The sequence below is a fragment of the Novipirellula herctigrandis genome (assembly GCA_007859835.1).
Classification (GTDB): Bacteria; Planctomycetota; Planctomycetia; order Pirellulales; family Pirellulaceae; genus Novipirellula_A; species Novipirellula_A herctigrandis.
This window is the reverse complement of sequence record SJPJ01000001.1, coordinates 8,011,596-8,028,747: the sequence shown is the minus strand read 5'-3', so window position 1 is coordinate 8,028,747 and position 17,152 is coordinate 8,011,596. Positions and strand designations below refer to the sequence as shown.

General features: G+C 52.7%; 13 protein-coding genes and 1 tRNA gene. 11 read left to right on the top strand and 3 right to left on the bottom strand.

From position 1 onward, the window contains the following. Positions 1-7: 7 nt before the first annotated feature. Positions 8-589: a dCTP deaminase gene (gene dcd / locus CA13_RS29250; RefSeq protein ID WP_146403964.1), complete on the bottom strand. Its 582-nt coding sequence runs from the start codon at positions 587-589 to the stop codon at positions 8-10. Positions 590-861: 272 nt separating this feature from the next. Between dcd and CA13_RS29245 the strand changes: the two genes are divergently transcribed. The 5 genes from CA13_RS29245 (at position 862) to moaD (ending at position 6,508) form a co-directional block, all read left to right on the top strand. After that, on the top strand, positions 862-1,590 hold the full coding sequence (locus CA13_RS29245) for a Bax inhibitor-1/YccA family protein (protein WP_146402694.1): 729 nt from the start codon (positions 862-864) through the stop codon (positions 1,588-1,590). Positions 1,591-1,639: 49 nt separating this feature from the next. Then, positions 1,640-2,380 (top strand): LON peptidase substrate-binding domain-containing protein, encoded by a 741-nt coding sequence (locus CA13_RS29240; protein ID WP_146402692.1) that lies wholly within the window; start codon positions 1,640-1,642, stop codon positions 2,378-2,380. Positions 2,381-2,540: 160 nt separating this feature from the next. Next, positions 2,541-3,182: a GTP cyclohydrolase I FolE gene (folE, locus tag CA13_RS29235; RefSeq protein WP_473087517.1), complete on the top strand. Its 642-nt coding sequence runs from the start codon at positions 2,541-2,543 to the stop codon at positions 3,180-3,182. Positions 3,183-3,299: 117 nt separating this feature from the next. Continuing rightward, on the top strand, positions 3,300-6,263 hold the full coding sequence (locus CA13_RS29230; protein WP_146402690.1) for an anaerobic glycerol-3-phosphate dehydrogenase subunit C: 2,964 nt from the start codon (positions 3,300-3,302) through the stop codon (positions 6,261-6,263). Then, complete coding sequence (gene moaD / locus CA13_RS29225) at positions 6,263-6,508, top strand: molybdopterin converting factor subunit 1 (RefSeq protein WP_419194977.1); 246 nt, start codon at positions 6,263-6,265, stop codon at positions 6,506-6,508. Before CA13_RS29230 ends, moaD begins: the two co-directional genes overlap by 1 nt. 88 nt (positions 6,509-6,596) lie before the next feature. On the opposite strand, the gene CA13_RS29220 is transcribed toward moaD, so the two are convergent. Further along, on the bottom strand, positions 6,597-7,187 hold the full coding sequence (locus tag CA13_RS29220; RefSeq protein WP_146402686.1) for a hypothetical protein: 591 nt from the start codon (positions 7,185-7,187) through the stop codon (positions 6,597-6,599). Between the two features lie 608 nt (positions 7,188-7,795). Between CA13_RS29220 and CA13_RS29215 the strand changes: the two genes are divergently transcribed. The 3 genes from CA13_RS29215 (at position 7,796) to carA (ending at position 11,696) form a co-directional block, all read left to right on the top strand. Beyond that, positions 7,796-8,263 (top strand): hypothetical protein, encoded by a 468-nt coding sequence (locus CA13_RS29215; protein ID WP_146402684.1) that lies wholly within the window; start codon positions 7,796-7,798, stop codon positions 8,261-8,263. Between the two features lie 211 nt (positions 8,264-8,474). Next, positions 8,475-10,256, top strand: a complete 1,782-nt coding sequence (locus CA13_RS29210) for a tetratricopeptide repeat protein (RefSeq protein WP_419194976.1) — start codon at positions 8,475-8,477, stop codon at positions 10,254-10,256. Positions 10,257-10,574: 318 nt separating this feature from the next. Next, positions 10,575-11,696 (top strand): glutamine-hydrolyzing carbamoyl-phosphate synthase small subunit, encoded by a 1,122-nt coding sequence (gene carA, locus CA13_RS29205; protein WP_146402681.1) that lies wholly within the window; start codon positions 10,575-10,577, stop codon positions 11,694-11,696. A gap of 43 nt (positions 11,697-11,739) precedes the next feature. On the opposite strand, the gene CA13_RS29200 is transcribed toward carA, so the two are convergent. Then, entirely contained in the window at positions 11,740-13,446 is a 1,707-nt protein-coding gene (locus CA13_RS29200) for an alpha-keto acid decarboxylase family protein (RefSeq protein WP_146402679.1), read from the bottom strand. Positions 13,447-13,677: 231 nt separating this feature from the next. Here CA13_RS29200 and CA13_RS29195 point away from each other — a divergent pair, with 231 nt between their 5' ends. The 3 genes from CA13_RS29195 to CA13_RS29185 all read left to right on the top strand — a co-directional run bounded on the left by CA13_RS29195 (position 13,678) and on the right by CA13_RS29185 (position 17,098). Continuing rightward, positions 13,678-15,507 (top strand): proteasome accessory factor PafA2 family protein, encoded by a 1,830-nt coding sequence (locus CA13_RS29195; RefSeq protein WP_146402678.1) that lies wholly within the window; start codon positions 13,678-13,680, stop codon positions 15,505-15,507. Positions 15,508-15,648: 141 nt separating this feature from the next. Continuing rightward, positions 15,649-15,733, top strand: a tRNA-Leu gene (locus tag CA13_RS29190). 138 nt (positions 15,734-15,871) lie between these two features. Next, a complete protein-coding gene (locus CA13_RS29185; protein ID WP_419194975.1) occupies positions 15,872-17,098 on the top strand; it encodes a tyrosine-type recombinase/integrase in 1,227 nt (408 codons plus the stop codon). The last annotated feature ends 54 nt before the right edge of the window (positions 17,099-17,152 follow it).

Below are 17,152 nucleotides of genomic sequence, written 5' to 3'. Positions count from 1 at the left end.
TGGTGAGTCAGCGAGTGTTTCCGTGCAGGAGCTCGCCGAAGTTAAGTTCGAGTTGATCGTCTCGTTCGTCACCCCCGAGTTCTCGGTAGATCAAGCTCGGTTGAATGTCGCGGCTATTTTGGTACTTGTCGCTACAATAATCTTGAACTTGGCCCTGGAGTGTCATGTAATAGATTTGGCAGATTTTCATCTTCGGATAAATCCGCACGGGTTGGACACAATGCATCCCCAGCGTCCACGTTCCACAGTAGCCAACGTCGCCGAGACTTCCGCCGGGGTTGATGTAGAGTCCAAGGCGATCGAACGAGCTACGGCCTTGGATCATCGGAACAAAGCCACGCGTCTCGGTATATTCGGCCGTTCGGCCTAAATAGAGTTGGCCGGGTTGTAGCGTGAAGCCCTCCGAAGGTATCTCTAACCTTCGGTAGCGATTCGGCGTCGCTGCGTCGATGACGACTTCTTCGTAAACCAACAACTCATCGTGCAACGATAAATCGTAGCTGTTTGGGTTTATCTGCTCTGGATCGAAAGGGTCGATGACTAGTTTGTCACCAAGTTGGCGTATTATTTCGTCACCCGAAAGAAGCATTGGCGATCTTAGTGGTTTGAATGAAAGCGGGCGTTTGACCGAACCAACATCGAGAAAGTCAAACGCGTTCTCGCCACGGTGGTTAGAATGAATTGTCTGCCAATCAACAGCCGGAGTCAATGATTCGATTCTGCACAACTCGGGTTCGTTAGGATATATTTGTTGGAAGTGCCGGATTGAGACACTTTGACACATAGCTAATCTTTACGGCCGACTTCCGACCAATCAGGCCGGAAACTTTCATCCAAATCGCTTTCACAGGTTGCTCGAAAATGAGCCAATACAGTCCCTACGCCCCCGCCAGCGACATTTCGATCGCTCAATATGCGAATGAATCGGCGCGAGCGACATTCATTCGCCGCACTTATGCCCATGTTGGCGGCGCGGTGATGGCGATGATCGCCATTGAAGTCGCCTTGTTTTCGATTGTTCCTGCCGCCACGATGCAAAATGTCGTAGGCATGATGCTCGGCGGCTATGGATGGCTAATCGTGCTTGGAGCGTTTATGGGGGTGAGCTGGATGGCAAGGAGTTGGGCCAGCAGTGGTTCATCGGTCGGCCTGCAATACGCTGGACTGGGGCTGTACACCTTCGCCGAAGCGATCCTGTTTTTGCCGCTTCTCTATATTGCGATGCGGTTGGATCCAAAATTGCCGATGATGGCTGGATTGGTGACCGGAATCGTGTTCGCCGGTCTGACTGCGTTTGTGTTTACCACACGAGTCGACTTAGCGCCGTGGGGTAAATATTTGGCAATTGCGGGATTGGTAGCACTTGGAGCGATCGTCGCTGGGATCGTTTTCGGTTTCTCACTTGGGATTTTTTTCAGTGCTGCGATGGTCGCATTAGCATCAGGGTATATTCTCTATGACACGTCGAATATTTTACATCATTATCGTACCGATCAATATGTTGCTGCGTCGTTAGCGTTATTCGCTTCGGTGGCACTACTGTTTTGGTACATCCTTCGGATCATGATGATGTTTTCGAGTCGCGATTGAATTCGATGTTGGATTGACAATGATTTTAGGTTAGTTGAGAGAACAATCGATGGGTGATTTGGACGATGCGATGCAATTGCCGGAGGACTTTGATGGTCGTGTGCGTCTGTTTCCCTTGCCTGAGTTGGTGTTGTTCCCTCATGCGATGCAGCCGCTGCACATCTTCGAATCTCGCTACTGTGAGATGCTTATGGAATCGTTAGCTTCGGATCGGTTAATCGCGATGGCAACGTTAACCGGTGGTATCGCAACAACCTCCGCCGTTTCGTCGCCGATTGCATCTACGGTTTGCATTGGGCGAATCATTTCGCATACTGAGCTAGAAAACGATCGGCATAACATCTTGTTAGTGGGTACCAAGCGAGCGACGATTATTCGCGAACTTGACACCAGCCGACCGTTTCGAATTGCCGAGGTGGACGTCCATCCCGATATTTACCCGCCTACGGGTGCCGAGTCACGTCGACAGTTGAAAAAGGAATTACTCGATGCGTTTGCAACCGTGATCCCCCCAAGCGAACAAGCCACCCAAAGTTTGACCGAATTGATGGCCGGACAAATGGGGCTCGGTCCGATTACCGATATCATTGGTTACACGTTACCATTCGATCCCCAAGCAAAATTGAAGTTGTTGGATATCGCCGACGTCGATGCTCGAGCGGTCGAGTTGATAAATCTGCTTCATAGCGGTGTCATCCAACTCAATTCAGTATCGAAAGAAGAGGAACAATCGGGCGGTTGCGGTTCCTCGGATTTGGGCAATTTCCCGCCTCCGTTCAGTGCGAATTGATTTGCCCCCTAGCCTGCCTGCTATCATAATCCCGAGGAAATAACCTAACATTGGCATTCCAAGCCTTGAATGCACGCCTCTCAAACAACCTGACTCTCGAATAAAGCAGTAGTAAGTGGAAATTAGTTCGACAAACGAAGCATACACCAACACCGATGAAGTGGATTGCGTATCAGGCCGCAATGGCTCAAGCCCGGAACCGCCACTATTTATTGATCGAAACGAACCGCGTGCTGAGGGAATTGACTTCAAGCGAATCGAAGCCGCAGTTCGAGTCATCCTCGACGCCGTGGGCGAAGACCCCGATCGAGAGGGACTGCTAGAAACCCCGGCACGGGTTGCCCGAATGTACGCCGAGATGTTCGCCGGGCTGCATAGCGACCCAGGCCGCCATTTGGCAAAGGTCTTTACCGAAGACTATGACGAAATCGTGTTGGTGCGGGATATTAGTTTCTGCAGCATGTGCGAACACCATTTATTGCCCTTCAGTGGGCGTGCTCACATTGCTTACCTACCAAGCGGCAAAGTGGTCGGATTGAGCAAATTGGCACGCGTGGTTGAGGAAGTTGCACGTCGACCGCAGGTTCAAGAGCGAATGACTCAAACGATCGCTGACTTAGTGGAAGATCGCTTGTTGGCGCAAGGGGTCGCGGTCGTGGTCGAAGCGACGCATAGCTGCATGACGATGCGAGGTGTCCGCAAGCCTGGTAGTCTTTGTTTGACCAGTGCGATGCGAGGCGCATTCCGTGACGATCCGAAATCAAGGGCTGAAATTCTTGGGCTGATCAACCGCGAAGCATGATTGCCAGCCGGATTAGTTTGCCTGGGATGGCGAATCCACATCATTTGCAGGGAAGTTACCGTTTTTTTTGCTGCACTAGCTTGACGACGTGGGGTCCCTTGAGTCGAAATAGCGTTCATGGATAGTGAACGTCAACGCGTGCAAGACGATTTGCGCGGTGTCGTCAGAGGCGAAGTCTTCTGCGACCCGTTGTTTTGCCAATTGTATGCCTCGGACGCAAGCATCTATCAACGGGTGCCGATCGGAGTGGTCCGACCGCGAACGGCGGCCGACGTCATCGCGACCGTCCAATACGCGGCCGAATTCAATTTGGCCATCCAACCACGGGGGGCCGGAAGCGGCGTGGCGGGCGAATCGCTCGGTGATGGACTCTGCCTTGACTTCTCTCGCTTTATGCGTCGTATCCGAGCCGAACGTAACGGCACTTTCGTCAACGTTCAAAGTGGCGCTGTTTTGGCCGAAGTCAACCGATCACTCGCGTCCTATGGCCGGTGGTTTGGTCCCGACCCAGCGACCCGAAGCATTACGTCGATGGGCAGCGTTTTGGCAATCAATGCCTCGGGCAGCCATTACCTGCGCAGCGGAACCGTTCGCGATAACATCGAATCGGTGCGCATTGTTACCGCAAATGGCGAGCTGCTGAATCTTTCCAAACATAGTCCCACCCCACCAACGACTGTAGGCCGATTAGCACGCGGCATCGTGGAGATCGAAAAGCAATTTCACGATCAAATTCAAACCAGTTTCTCGGCGCCCGATTCCCGAGGTGGCTATCGTTTTGATGGTGTCATTGATACCGATGGCAATGTTGATTTAGCGAAATTCATGGTTGGCACCCAAGGCACCCTTGGAATCGTCATCGACGCCACCTTGCAAACCGAAGCGATTCCGACTCATCGCGGAGTGGCTTTGTTGTTTTTCCACCGACTTGACTCGGCTGCGCGATGTGCCGTGCGAGCAACCAAACATGGACTCGTCGCATGCGACTTGATGGACCGTCGGTTATTGCAAATCGCCCGCGAAACCGATGATCGCTTTGCCGAGATTTTGCCCCGTGAAGCCGAAGCAATGCTGCTGATTGAAATCCAGGGGGAATCTCTCGGCGAATTGTATGACCGCTTGGCGATTATCCAGCAAGATTTAAGGCAGGGCGTCGATTGTGCATTCGCCTCGATCGACACCGTCCATCAAAGCGAACGGGATCTGTTTTGGGCGCTTTCGCGACGCGTGATTCCCAGATTACATCGTGTCAAAGGGAGTGATGCGCCGTTGCCGTTTGTCGAAGACATTGCCGTCTCACCCGATCAATTGCCGGCAACGTTAGTTGATATTCAAGCAAAGATGCAGAAGCATCAGACCACCGCGACCGTCTTTGCGCACGCCGGTCATGGTCAGTTGCACATTCGGCCGTTCGTTGATTTGGGCAGCCAATCCGATCGCAAAAAACTGCTAGACCTTTCCAACGAGATTGCCGAAGTGGTCTGGAAGCACGGGGGACAAGTCGGCGTCGAGCACGCCTCGGGACTGAGTCGTTCCTACTTGTTGCCAAAGCAATTTGGTGCTCTATGGCAGGCAATGGGACAAGTCAAGCGTTTGTTTGATGCTACCCACCGGCTTAATCCGGGGAAATACTTCGGTGCGGAGCTGCAAAAGCCTAACGAGAATTTGCGACCGGCCGACCAAACGATCGAGGTGAGTCGGAATCATCGCGTTCTAATCCCTGCAGACGAAGCGTTTACCAACGAAGCAATACGAATCGGAAAATCGTTGCCACAATTGGAAGTCCTACAAAACTGGGCTCCCGATGCGAATGTTTCTCAGGTGGCAAGAAGCTGCAACGGCTGTGGGCGTTGTAGAACCACATCGCCAACCGAGCGGCAATGCCCGATGTTTCGTACGCTGCATAGCGAAGAGGCATCACCGCGAGCAAAAGCCAATTTGCTCCGGGGCGTATTGAGTGGTCAATTGAAGGTGGAAGAATTGGCCAGCGACCGGGCAAAAGAGATCGCCGACCTCTGTTTCAATTGTCATCAATGTCGAATCGAATGTCCTGCATCGGTCGACATTCCGAAGATCGTCGGCGAATTAAAAGCTCAATACGTGGCGACAAACGGTTTGCCTTTGTCCGATTTATTGTTGGGCCGAATCGATACGATTGCGGCAATTGGTTCGCGAATGCCGTCGGTTGCCAATCTTATGATTCGAGGCCGATTTACGCGATGGCTTTGTGAACGGTTGTTTGGCCTGTCAGCCGCGCGAGAATTGCCGTCGGTACATAGCGAGACGTTTCTGCGCTATTCCGCAAAGCGTCGGTGGACAAAATCGAGTTCGCATGGTGGATTAAAAATCGCCTATTTTGTTGACCACTATGCCAACTACCATGATCCCGATATCGGACGTGCTTTGGCCGAAATCTTGCAACAAAATGGAATCGGCCTGTACGTTCCAAGCGGGCAAAAGGCGAGCGGTTTGGCGAGGATTTCGGCCGGCGATGTCAAAGGAGCTCGCCGTGTTGCCCGACGGAATCTGAGAATTCTAGCGGAGGCGGTTCGACAAGGTTTCACTGTTTTAGTGACCGAACCAGCCGCGGCGCTATGTCTAAAACACGAATACGTTAACTTGCTTGACGACCAAGACGCACATCTGGTTGCCGAGAATGCATTCGAAGCTTGCGACTACTTATGGAAACTGCATCAGGACAATCGGTTGTCGCTCGACTTCAATAAGGTGGAACTCGATGTGTCCTACCATCAACCATGTCATTTGCGAGTGCTGTCGACGGACCAGGCCGGACCACGATTAATGGATTTGATTCCCGGCGTGAATGTCAACTCAATCGAAGCCGGGTGTACCGGGATGGCAGGTACGTGGGGGCTACAGAAAAAGAACTACCGAAACAGCCTTCGAGTCGGTTGGCCGTTGATTTCCGCGATGCGGTCGGCGGGGCAAACGACTGCCGCGACCGAGTGCAGCGCGTGTAAGATGCAAATTGAGCATGGTGCGGGTCGTACCACAATCCATCCGCTCAAATTGTTGGCCTACGCTTATGGCCGCATGCCTAAATTTGAAAAGGAATGGTGATGCAGGTTAACGTGCTTCTTTTCGCGGCACTGCGCGAGGCGGCTGATTGCGACACAATCACGATCGAGGTGGCCCCGACAGCGACTGCCGGCGACGTGCTCCGATCTGTTGCCGAGGCAATTCCGACCGTCGCAGGGCTGATTCCGTCCTGCCGCGTCGCTCTCGATTCGCGCTACGTGACTTCCACAGAGCCGATCCAAAATGCAAATGAGATCGCAATTATTCCGCCCGTCAGTGGAGGATAAGCGTCCGTTGTTGGCAACCTTAGGCCATTGATACGCTCCAAGCATCGAGAACTTGCTCGATCGCATTCGGTTGTGGCGCAGTCAACAATCAGTTGACCGACGGCAAACGCCGCGGCTTCTCCCTTGACGCATGGCGAACCGGGACCGTCACATCGCCTCCCTGTGGTTTGGGCGTAGGCGGCAATGCCATCGGCAGTCTCGTGGGACGCTTCACTGGTACTGGCGATTGCAGTTTGACAACGACGGGGGACCGCGGAATTTCGGAAAGATGAATCTGCGGTCGAGGAATCGTAATGCTCAGTTCGCCGTTAAGGGGAGCGGACAAACGCGTCTCAAGTACGCTTGGCATTTCCTCCGCCTCTTCCGGTTCATCGTCTGTCGACGGTTCTGTGTTAGCTGCTTCGATGTCAGCCTCTTCAGCGGATTCATCGGTGTCCGTATCGGCAGCCGCTTGTTTATCTTCGTCCGACGATTCGTCTACTTCCTTCGATTCCTCTTCCTTCGATTCCCCTTCCTTCGATTCCTCATTTTCCGCCAAGCTTGGCTCTAACGCTGGCGATGGTTGCAGTCGCTGTGGTGCGATGGGGCTCATCAATGGCGGTGGCATCGGCGGCATCATCCAATTCGATAGCGGAACCATGCCCCGGTCCATTGCCGAGTAAAAGTTGTTTGGTCGCATGTACGCCTGATCGCAACCACCCTCCGCACAACCGACATGATCGCATCCATTACCGCTACAAGACTCACAACCGCCATTTCGTTCGGCAAACGACCGTGGTGGCAAATCGGCAAGGTACCGAATCCCCGAGTTCTGGCAGCTATGGTATCCATCCCCCCAACACCACCCGGACCAACGCCCGAATTGCTGCCATTTGCTATTAATGTCAGCATGCGCGACATTTCCACCAACAGAACACGTTGTCAGAGCGGACGCCATCAAGATGAGAAGCGGAACCCGAAAGAATGGTAGACGGAGCGTTTTGCTGTGCATTAGGGGCGGCCGTTGTGAGTGGTTTCGCATTTCTGGGGTCACTCGTTTTGACACGAGATTGGTGTTTCAATCGGTTTTTTCCCTACGAGCCCACGCAAAACGCTTTACCCGGCAGGGACTTTTATAGGACCTTGGCGTCGGTATTAACGATCAAGCCGACCTTGTGCCCTAATAATGCAAAAGGTGTCGGAAAACCACTCGGCGAAGGTGCATGAATGTTCGTCCACATCACAGTCCCGACCTAGAGTTTGCTAATTGAGTATTTCAACGAATTCCGTAGCCCCCAAATACCAGTCATGTCAAAACGTACCCGTATCCTAGTCGATCCCGCAGTGCAATGGTCCATCGCAGGACGTGTCCTGATTCACTGGACCCTGTTCTTGCTTTGTTTAGTCGCGATCAACGTTGCCGTTCGCGTCTTTGCATCGGTTGTCAGTCAGCCGATGTCCGAAGCATTTGCGTCTGCACTGCTCGCTCAAGCTCCTATCGTGATCGTGATGCTTGTCATGTTACCGATCTTCTTGCGTGATACGCTTGCCTTGAGCAATCGATTTGCTGGCCCGATGTACCGACTTCGCACTGCTTTTTCTGCAGTTGCGCGTGGGGAACAGATAAAGCACATCAAATTCCGCACAGGCGACTTTTGGCTTGAAGCCGCAGACGATTTTAATGTCGTGCTAGACGAACTCAATTCGCTAAAAGAAGAAAACAAAGCGTTGAAGGCAGAAAACGAACGAATTCAAGAAGAAACAGTCGCTGTCTAGGCAGTTCAGCGAAACCGGTGCGGCTCGATCCGGTGCGGCTCGATCCGAGCTAGGTTAAGGAGAAACCGCACGCAGCAGCGTAAATTGCGACTTTCCGAATCTTTTCGGACTCTTTTCTTCGGTTGCCCGCCTAGGACGACTTCGCGGATCGGTTGATTGCCGTCATAATGTGACAAAGGATTCTTTGCCTCACCTGTGACGAGCTATGACCATGAAAACCCGCTTGATAAATCTGCCCCGCGTTGGACGCACTGCAGTCTTCCTTGGATCAACCACGATTTGCTTCTTTGTGATTTGCCTATCGGGATCCGCACAAGAAGTCCCGGTTGTTGGACACCCTGCAAACCAACCCACCGAAGCGACCGAGACCCCTCCGCCGGTCGATACCAACGAACCGGCAAAAGTCTTCACGCCCGATCCAGGCCAAGCCGATTTTGACGAAGCCGTTTTGGCTCGGATCGATGCCGAAACTAACGAGGAACTCGAATCCGTTGCCGTCCTACTTGAATCGGCACTGGCGAAGGGACTGAGCGACGAGAATACCTCGTTCGCCAAAAAGATTCTTGGCAGTGTTCAACTTCAGCGTAGCCAGCAAATGGCTGCCATGATGGCTCGCGTCCGCGGGCGACGCCAACTCCAACTTCGGGACGAAGCGTTGGATACCCTGAAAAAGGCGGTCGGGAATGATCCGACCTTGGTCGAAGCCCATCTGTTAATTGCACGTTTGAACCTGATCCTCGACGGCGATCGTGACCAAGTTTCCGAGTCAACCACGAAAGCGATCGAACTGCTTGATGACGATCCGAAACAACAAAGTCAAGCCTACTTGCTTCGCGCGGTCACCCAAGAATCCGACGACGACAAGTTGGAGGATTTATCATCGGCTATCGAAGTCGACCCGACCAATGTCGAAGCTCTCCAAGCCCGCGCGGCGCTGAGGATGACAAAAGACGATGTGGACGGCGCCATCGCTGACCTCGAGCAAATTCTGATTGAACAACCCGGCAACCAACAACTCGCTTCGGCGGCCGTGCAAGCATTGGTGGACCGCGAACGACTCGACGATGCATTGGCGCTAGTCACGAAATCACTTGAAGCCAAGCCAAGTGAAGGCATGTACCGGATCCGCGCGATTCTATATCGAATGAAGGGCAGAGAAGACGAAGCATTGTCGGACTTAAACAAAGCACTCGCGATGCAACCGAAAGATCCAATATCGCTGTTGCAACGCGCCGAGATCGCGTTAGCACGCAATGACATCAAGGGCGCCAAGCAGGATTTGCGTGCCGCAATTCGGTTGGCACCTCAAGTCGAAAATGCCGATCAAACGATCTTCGTTCGCTGCTTAATCGCCGTCGAAGAAGGCCGGATGGCGGATGCGATCAACGACATGAAGATCTTGGCCGCACGTGATCCGTCAAACACGGACCGACAGTTGCAATTGGCAACCCTTTATTTACGTGATGAGCGGCCTCGCAAAGCAGTCGAGGTTTTGTCTTCTATCCTGGACCGCGATCCGAAGAACGCGTTGGTGTATCGGTCGCGTGGGGACGCGTTGCTGAATGTCGGTGACCATGCCGATGCAATCGCAGACTACGAAAATGCAATCAAGTATGCCGACGATAATAGCGCAGAGTTGTCAAGCATTCTAAACAATTTGGCTTGGGTGTTGGCGACTTCGCCAATCGACGAAATCCGAAACGGCACGCGAGCGATTGAGTTGGGGGAACGGGCCGCGAAATTGTCCGAGTTCAAGGAGGCGCACATCCTCAGCACCCTAGCAGCCGCATACGCCGAAGCAGGTAACTTTGAAAAAGCGATCGAGTGGAGTACGAAAGCCGTTGAATTAGGCGAAGCCGAAGACAACCTTCAATTGGATCAATTGAAGCTTGAGCTCGAAAGCTACCGCAAGAGCGAACCTTGGCGAGAAAAACAAGAGGTCGAAGAAAACGCGGTTCCTATTTTGGCCCCCGAAGATCTAATCGACACCTAGGCGATCATCGCGCTGGTTCGTCATGCGGACCCGGTGTAAAAGTCAATCTCCAAGCTTTAGCCGCCAAAGGCGTCGGGCGTTAGTATTCAAGCACCAGCCGCCCAAAGGCGTCGGGCGTTGGTGTCCAGGCTGTAGCCGCCCAAAGCCGTCGGTCCATCCGGCAACAATCAAAAAATTCCCTTGCTCCAACAGCCGTTTTGGAATCGTCGCACACAAAACGGCAACCCCCGATGGTGCCTCGTCAAATCGACGATCAATGCTATAATTCGGACCACGGAAAAAACGAAAGCGATTTTTTTACCCCCGCATGATCCTATAATGCCCAATCCCGCAAAACTTGCTCTTGAAGATGGCACCGTTTACGAAGGCTACTCGATCGGTTCCGATGGCGAAGTCACTGGCGAAGTGGTTTTCAACACCGCGATGACGGGCTACCAAGAGATCTTAACGGACCCGAGTTATCGGGGGCAAATCGTCACGATGACGTACCCTGAAATTGGCAACTACGGCGTCAATTCCATCGATATCGAACACGAATCCCCGTCCCTTGCTGGCTTCATTGTCCGAGAAGATTCTCGGATTTATAGTAACTACCGGGCCGACGGCGATCTACACGATTATCTTACAGAACACAACCTCGTCGGTATCGCTGGGATCGACACTCGAGCGCTCGTACGCCGCATTCGCACCGAAGGTGCCATGCGAGGAGTACTGTCGACGACGGACCTTAGTGATGAAAACCTGGTTCGGAAAGCAAAAGATTCACCCGGTTTGGTCGGTCGCGACTTGGTTCGCGAGGTGATGCCAAGTCAATCAAGTACTTGGGACGGAAAGCTCGACGAATGGACTGCAAAAGAAATTGGCGGTACGAATCGTTCAGCCGACGGAACGCATATCGTTTGCATGGACTTTGGGATGAAGTGGAATATTCCTCGACATTTCGCCTCGCGTGGTAACCGCGTGACCATCGTTCCCGGCGACACATCCGCAGCCGACATCATGAAGCTCAATCCCAGTGGAGTCTTTTTGTCTAACGGACCGGGCGATCCCGAACCGCTTGACTACGCACATCGTTCGATCCGTGAACTGCTAGGCGATGTTCCGATCTTTGGAATTTGTCTTGGTCACCAACTTTTGGCGTTAGCGTGTGGCGCCAAAACATTCAAGCTGAAATTTGGTCACCGCGGTGTGAATCAACCTGTCTTTGACTTAACCACTGGCAAAGTCGAGATCACGACGCAAAATCACGGCTTCGCTGTCGAAGAAGAATCGCTGCCTGATTGCTTGGAAATCACCCACCGAAACCTGAACGACGACACGGTCGCGGGAGTGCGGCATCGCGAGCAAAATGCGTTCGGAGTTCAATATCACCCCGAAGCCGCCTCGGGGCCACACGACAGCCATTACTTGTTTGCACGCTTCCAAGAGCAGCTTCAGTAACCCGATTATCGCCGCCTGCTCAGCGAATAGCGACGATCATCATTCACACCATCTCGCCCATCCGCTCTGCTAGCTTCCGGAGCGTATCACTAGCGTCGTTTTCCTCAAGAGTGACGTGAATCAAATGCGTTTGATCGCGTTGACTCCATGCGGTGTCGATGGCCGTAATAAATTCGGACTTCGTGCCAACTCGGTGAGGCACACCGCTGCGATAAACGCGAAGCAATTGGCCATAGTCCCACGTCGCCACATCGTTGTACTTCCAATTTCCCTTGTGCAAATAACGCTCGGTTCCGTATCCGTGATTATCTAGCAAGATCACGACGGGGTGATGTCCTTCGCGGATCAATGTACTGAGTTCCTGTCCGGTCATTTGAAACGCTCCATCCCCTACCAAAACAACGATCCGATGGTCCGGCCGCGCCGTCGCCGCTCCGAGCGCCGCTGGGATACTGAATCCCATCGACGTATAATAGGCCGGGCTCAAAAACTCAGTCCTTTCGTGAATCGTTAATTCGGTCGCAGCGAACAAGGAATCGCCCACATCAGCGATCACGATGGTGTCGGCATCAAGCCGCTCGTTCAACTTCGCAATCAACCAACTCGTCCTTAGCGACTCCGTTTCCGGCTCATCGTCGCTATCCTTCTTTTCGTGCGGTTCCTCTACAGATCGATTGGGAATCTCGCGCCAAGGCAACCGGCTGGTTTCCCCGTTAAGCCCAACCAAAAATTGCTTCAAATCAACTTGATGATAATGATGATGCGAAATTCTCAGCGATTCGCTCGTCACGTAAACGCACCGGTTCGGTTCTAATTTGGCCGTGTAGATTCCAAGATTGATGTCACTTAGAAATGCCCCCAACAGCAGCACACAATCGCTTTGCTCGACGACTCGAGTGACTTCGCTATCACCGATTGCACCTTCATACAGTCCAATGAATAACGGATGGCGTTCACTGACCACGCTCTTTCCTAACATGGTGGTCGCAATCGGAATGTTTGCCGATTCCGCCAGCTGTAACATTTCATCCTGCAAGCGGAAACGATGAATTTCAACACCGGCCAAGATGACGGGCTTTTTCGCTGCAGCTAATCGTTCAATGGTTTCTCGGATCGCCTCGTTGGTCGCCTCCGAATTAGCCTCGCGCAACACGCCACGGTAACCGTGAGGCGAAGGTGGAATCACATGCACCATGTCGCGCGGCAATTCAATGTAGACCGGGCGTTTAAAATGATCGCAAGCGTCAAGGACACGGTCAATTTCAGACATCGCTGTGAGCGGATCGGTCAATTCGGCAGAGGCAATCGTAAACTTCTCAAATACATCTGCTTGCGTGCGGAAGTCGCGAACCATGTGGTGAAGCAACGCACCGGTACTGCGTTCTTTCAAGCCAGGAGCACCGGAGATTACCACGACAGGCGATTTTTCAGCGTAGGCACCCGCAATGGAATTACAGACGCTTAGCCCCCCCACGCAATAGGTCACACACAAAGCGCCCATACCACGAATCCGTGCGTACGCGTCCGCGGCAAACCCAGCACAATCTTCGCGTGTACACCCAATAACATTGAGTGGACTTTTTTCCAGTTCGCTATAGAACGACAAAACATAGTCGCCTGGAATCCCAAACAAGTCTTCCACCCCGTAATCGCCAAGCCGCCGAATCAAGTAGTCCCCGATGGATATTGGCTCGAATAGGCTTGGAGAGGCCAAACTATCGCGATTACGATCTGAAGTCGGAGTGCTCATCGAAGAATCCTTCGTAAGGAAAAGAGCCGATAAGATTCGAAAAAGGTGCGGAAATCACGAGTCGATGTCAATTATCTCGTCTAGAATACGCCAACCCGCAACTTGCCTCGCTAAACTTCATTATACGACCATAGCTAGGCTTTCGGTGACTTTGCCCCATAAATACAATACGCTGAAGCTGTTCCCAAGTCGCCCACGGCGGCCTCTCTTGACCCTTTGCGACTCTTTTCCTTGAAACGTGATTCTTCTGCCGACGATTTCTTTGGTGATCCCAGCCTGCCTCCCCGGCGGCTGCCTCTGCGCCGTCGCCGAAGCAGCCCTCTTGTTTCCCGGTTGATGGGACTCGAGACCGAGTATGCGACCATCGTGATTGACCCACAAAGTCTTGAGCATCAAGACCTGCCAGCGTCCATTTTTGTGTACGAACAAATTTGCGAAGCGATACGTCGTGACCAACCCACGGTCAAAGGACTCTTTGACACCGAACAGATGTTCTTAGCCAGTGGCGGTGCCGTCTCGTTCGAGTCACATCCGCTTATGCACGACGAACCGGGTGGGTTAATTGAACTTGCGACGCCCGAAGTCCGCAGCCCCGAGGAACTTTTGGCATGTCAACGGTCGATCGATCAATTGGTCGCGGATGCCACGACCGACAGCGAAACCAGTTTTGACCTACGAGTGCTGAAGAACAGCTCCGACGCACTTGGACACGTCTACGGATGCCAAGAAAACTACGAGGCCGAGGTTGCTCGCGGCTTTTGGCTTTTTCTGTATCGCATCATGATGGCGCTGCTGTGGTGCATGCAAGTGATTAGTTTGGCGACCTCGTTGCCGTTGCTGTGGTGCATGCTGACGATCGGTTTTGTCATGAAATGGCGAAAGGAAAAGAGAACTTCGTCAACTCCATTGCCAACTGAAATCGAAGTGGAAGGCTCATGGGATGATGACGAACCGCATGATGTGCCGATCGGACGTCATGACATTGAAGCCACGTTTGCTTCCGTACCATCATGGCTTACCAACGGTTTTGTTGGTTCGCTTCGGTTGATTCATTTTCCAACGGTATTGGTGTTACGATTTGTCGCCCGTCATGTCGCATTTCGGTCTCAGCGGAAATACCTAACCGCGATGTTGGCGTCACGCGTCGCAATCTGTGGCGCGGGGAACCTAGACTATGAAGGACGGTTTCGGCTAAGTGCCAAAGCGATGGCAATCGACGCAGTTGCCGACATGGGCGGGTTTCGCGGTGAAAAACCCGTCTTTGTTTTCGGTCATTGGTTGAGCCAATTTTGCGCAAAATCGTTTCTGTCGCTTTCCTCGACACGTCAAATGTTTTCACGACGACAACGATTGCAAATCGGATTGTCGGATTCAAACATGTCCGACCAAGCCGAATACGTTAAGTTTGCATCGGTGTCGTTGTTGTTGGATATGATCGAAGCAGGCGATGTGGCTGATTTGCCTGTGCTTCGGCAAACGGTCAGCTCAATCCATCGAATTGCGTCAGATTGGAATTTGATCTACCGTGTGCCCACAAGTCGTGGTGAGTTATCGGCTTTGGAGATCCAGCGGATTTATCTCACCGCCGCCAAACGCTTTGTCAGTGAGACGCCGGCGACCTGGGCTGGCGAATCGCCAACGGTCATCCAACGCTGGGAATCGCTAATTGAAGCCGCCACCGTGTTTCGCCACAGTAACCAAAAGCAAAGAAACCCAGAGTCCGATGAAGCGATTGGGCGAATTGATTGGGTCACCAAGCACTGGATGATTAGCGAGTTAGGTCCTGACGCGCAGTGGAGTGATAAAAAGAAAGTTGATTTGCGGTATCATGAATTGTCGCCCGATGGATATTACAGCCAACTGCTTCACGTTCGGCCAGAAGTGATTTTGGTAGATCAAGAGCAAGTAAATCTGCGCCGACGTTGCCCTCCCGCAGCATCCCCCGCTGCGATGCGAGGATGGATGATCCGTGAATTCGCCGGCTCGGAAGAGATCATTCATGCCGAATGGACTCATGCGTTGATTGGGCGAGGCCGCAACCGAAAACGGGTTACGTTTTAACGGAACACGATAACCGGATTCGCCTGAGCGTGGTTCCGGAACGAGTATCTACAAAAAACGTTTTGGGGGCGTTGACGAAACGCTTCTTTGCGGCAAAACTTTGCCCTCACAGCAAAATTGCCAAAAACAGAACCACAGCAAGCGGCCGTGGCGGAACTGGCAGACGCGCTAGGTTGAGGGCCTAGTGGGAGTTAATCCCGTGGAGGTTCGAGTCCTCTCGGCCGCACTTAAAATGACCTGCAAATTATTGCCTTTTAAAGGGCTCGCCGTATTATTCGGTGAGCCCTTTTTTCGTGGGCTTGCTGGAAACGCGACCAAAACGCCACCAGCATTTCAACTGAATGGCAATTGCAGGGGAACGCTCATGGCTGGAATCGAGCTTCGCAATGGACGCTACAACATCATCCTCCGCTTCGGCGGAAAACGCTTCATCCGGTCGCTCAAAACGAGCGATCACGATGACGCTCTTGGTCGCAAGCTGCGGGTTGAGGAGAACATTCGACTGATTGAGTCAGGCCGACTTCAAGTTCCGGCGGGAGCCGATCTGGTCACGTTCCTCCTGTCCGATGGCAAATTGACCAAAAAGCCGATCGCGAAAGCCTCGGTCACTCTCTCAAAGCTGTTTGACGACTTCTTTGACGAGCTTCCCGAGGGCAGTCTGGAAGAAACTAGCATCGGCACGATGAAGACCCACCGAGGGCATTTTGAGCGGATCCTGGGCAAACGCTTTATCGTGCAAGACTTAGCTCACGACGACCTGCAGAAATACGTCACCACGCGTTCAAAGAAGAAGACTCGAAAAGGCACGGTCACAGCCACGACGATCAAGAAAGAACTCGTGACGTTCGGCACCGTCTGGAAGTGGGGCGTTAGTGCAGGTCATCTGAAAGGAGTTTTTCCTCGCAATGGCTTACGAATGCCCAAGGTGAAAGAGTCTCCAGTCTTTCAGACCAGAGAGGAAATCCAGCGTCAAATCGCTAGTGGTGCATCCGAGGAGCTGTGGGATGCACTGTATCTCAGCATGGCCGAAATCGAGAAGTTACTCGAGCATGTCCACAACACCGCGGGTCTTCCCTTCATTCACCCTATGTTTGCGACAGCGGCGTACACGGGAGCAAGACGATCGGAGCTTCTTCGTTCACAGCTGTCGGATATCGACCTGGAGAGAAACGTACTCACCATCCGGGAGAAGAAGCGAGTTCGCGGAACCCACAGCACCCGTCGCGTTCCGATTTCTGCTCCGCTCGAGAAAGTGCTACGAACTTGGATAGACCATCATCCTGGTTCCAACTTTACGTTCTGCCATCACGAGCCAATTCTGCACTCCCGTAAGGCGAAGGCAGTCACCGACGGTTTGACCAAGGACCAAGCGGCCCATTACTTTCGTCAGCCGATCGAAAAGAGCGAATGGGATGTGATCAAAGGTTGGCACTGCTTGCGGCACAGCTTCATCTCGGGGTGTGCCAGCAAGGACATTGATCAGCGAATGATTGACGAGTGGGTTGGACACACAACCGAAGCAATCCGACGGCGGTACCGTCATTTCTTTCCGTCCAGTCAACAAAATGCAATGGAATCTCTATTTGCCTGAATTGAAATCGCACGATGATGTCCACTATGCTTAATGTGGGCGTGCCATTCGTGG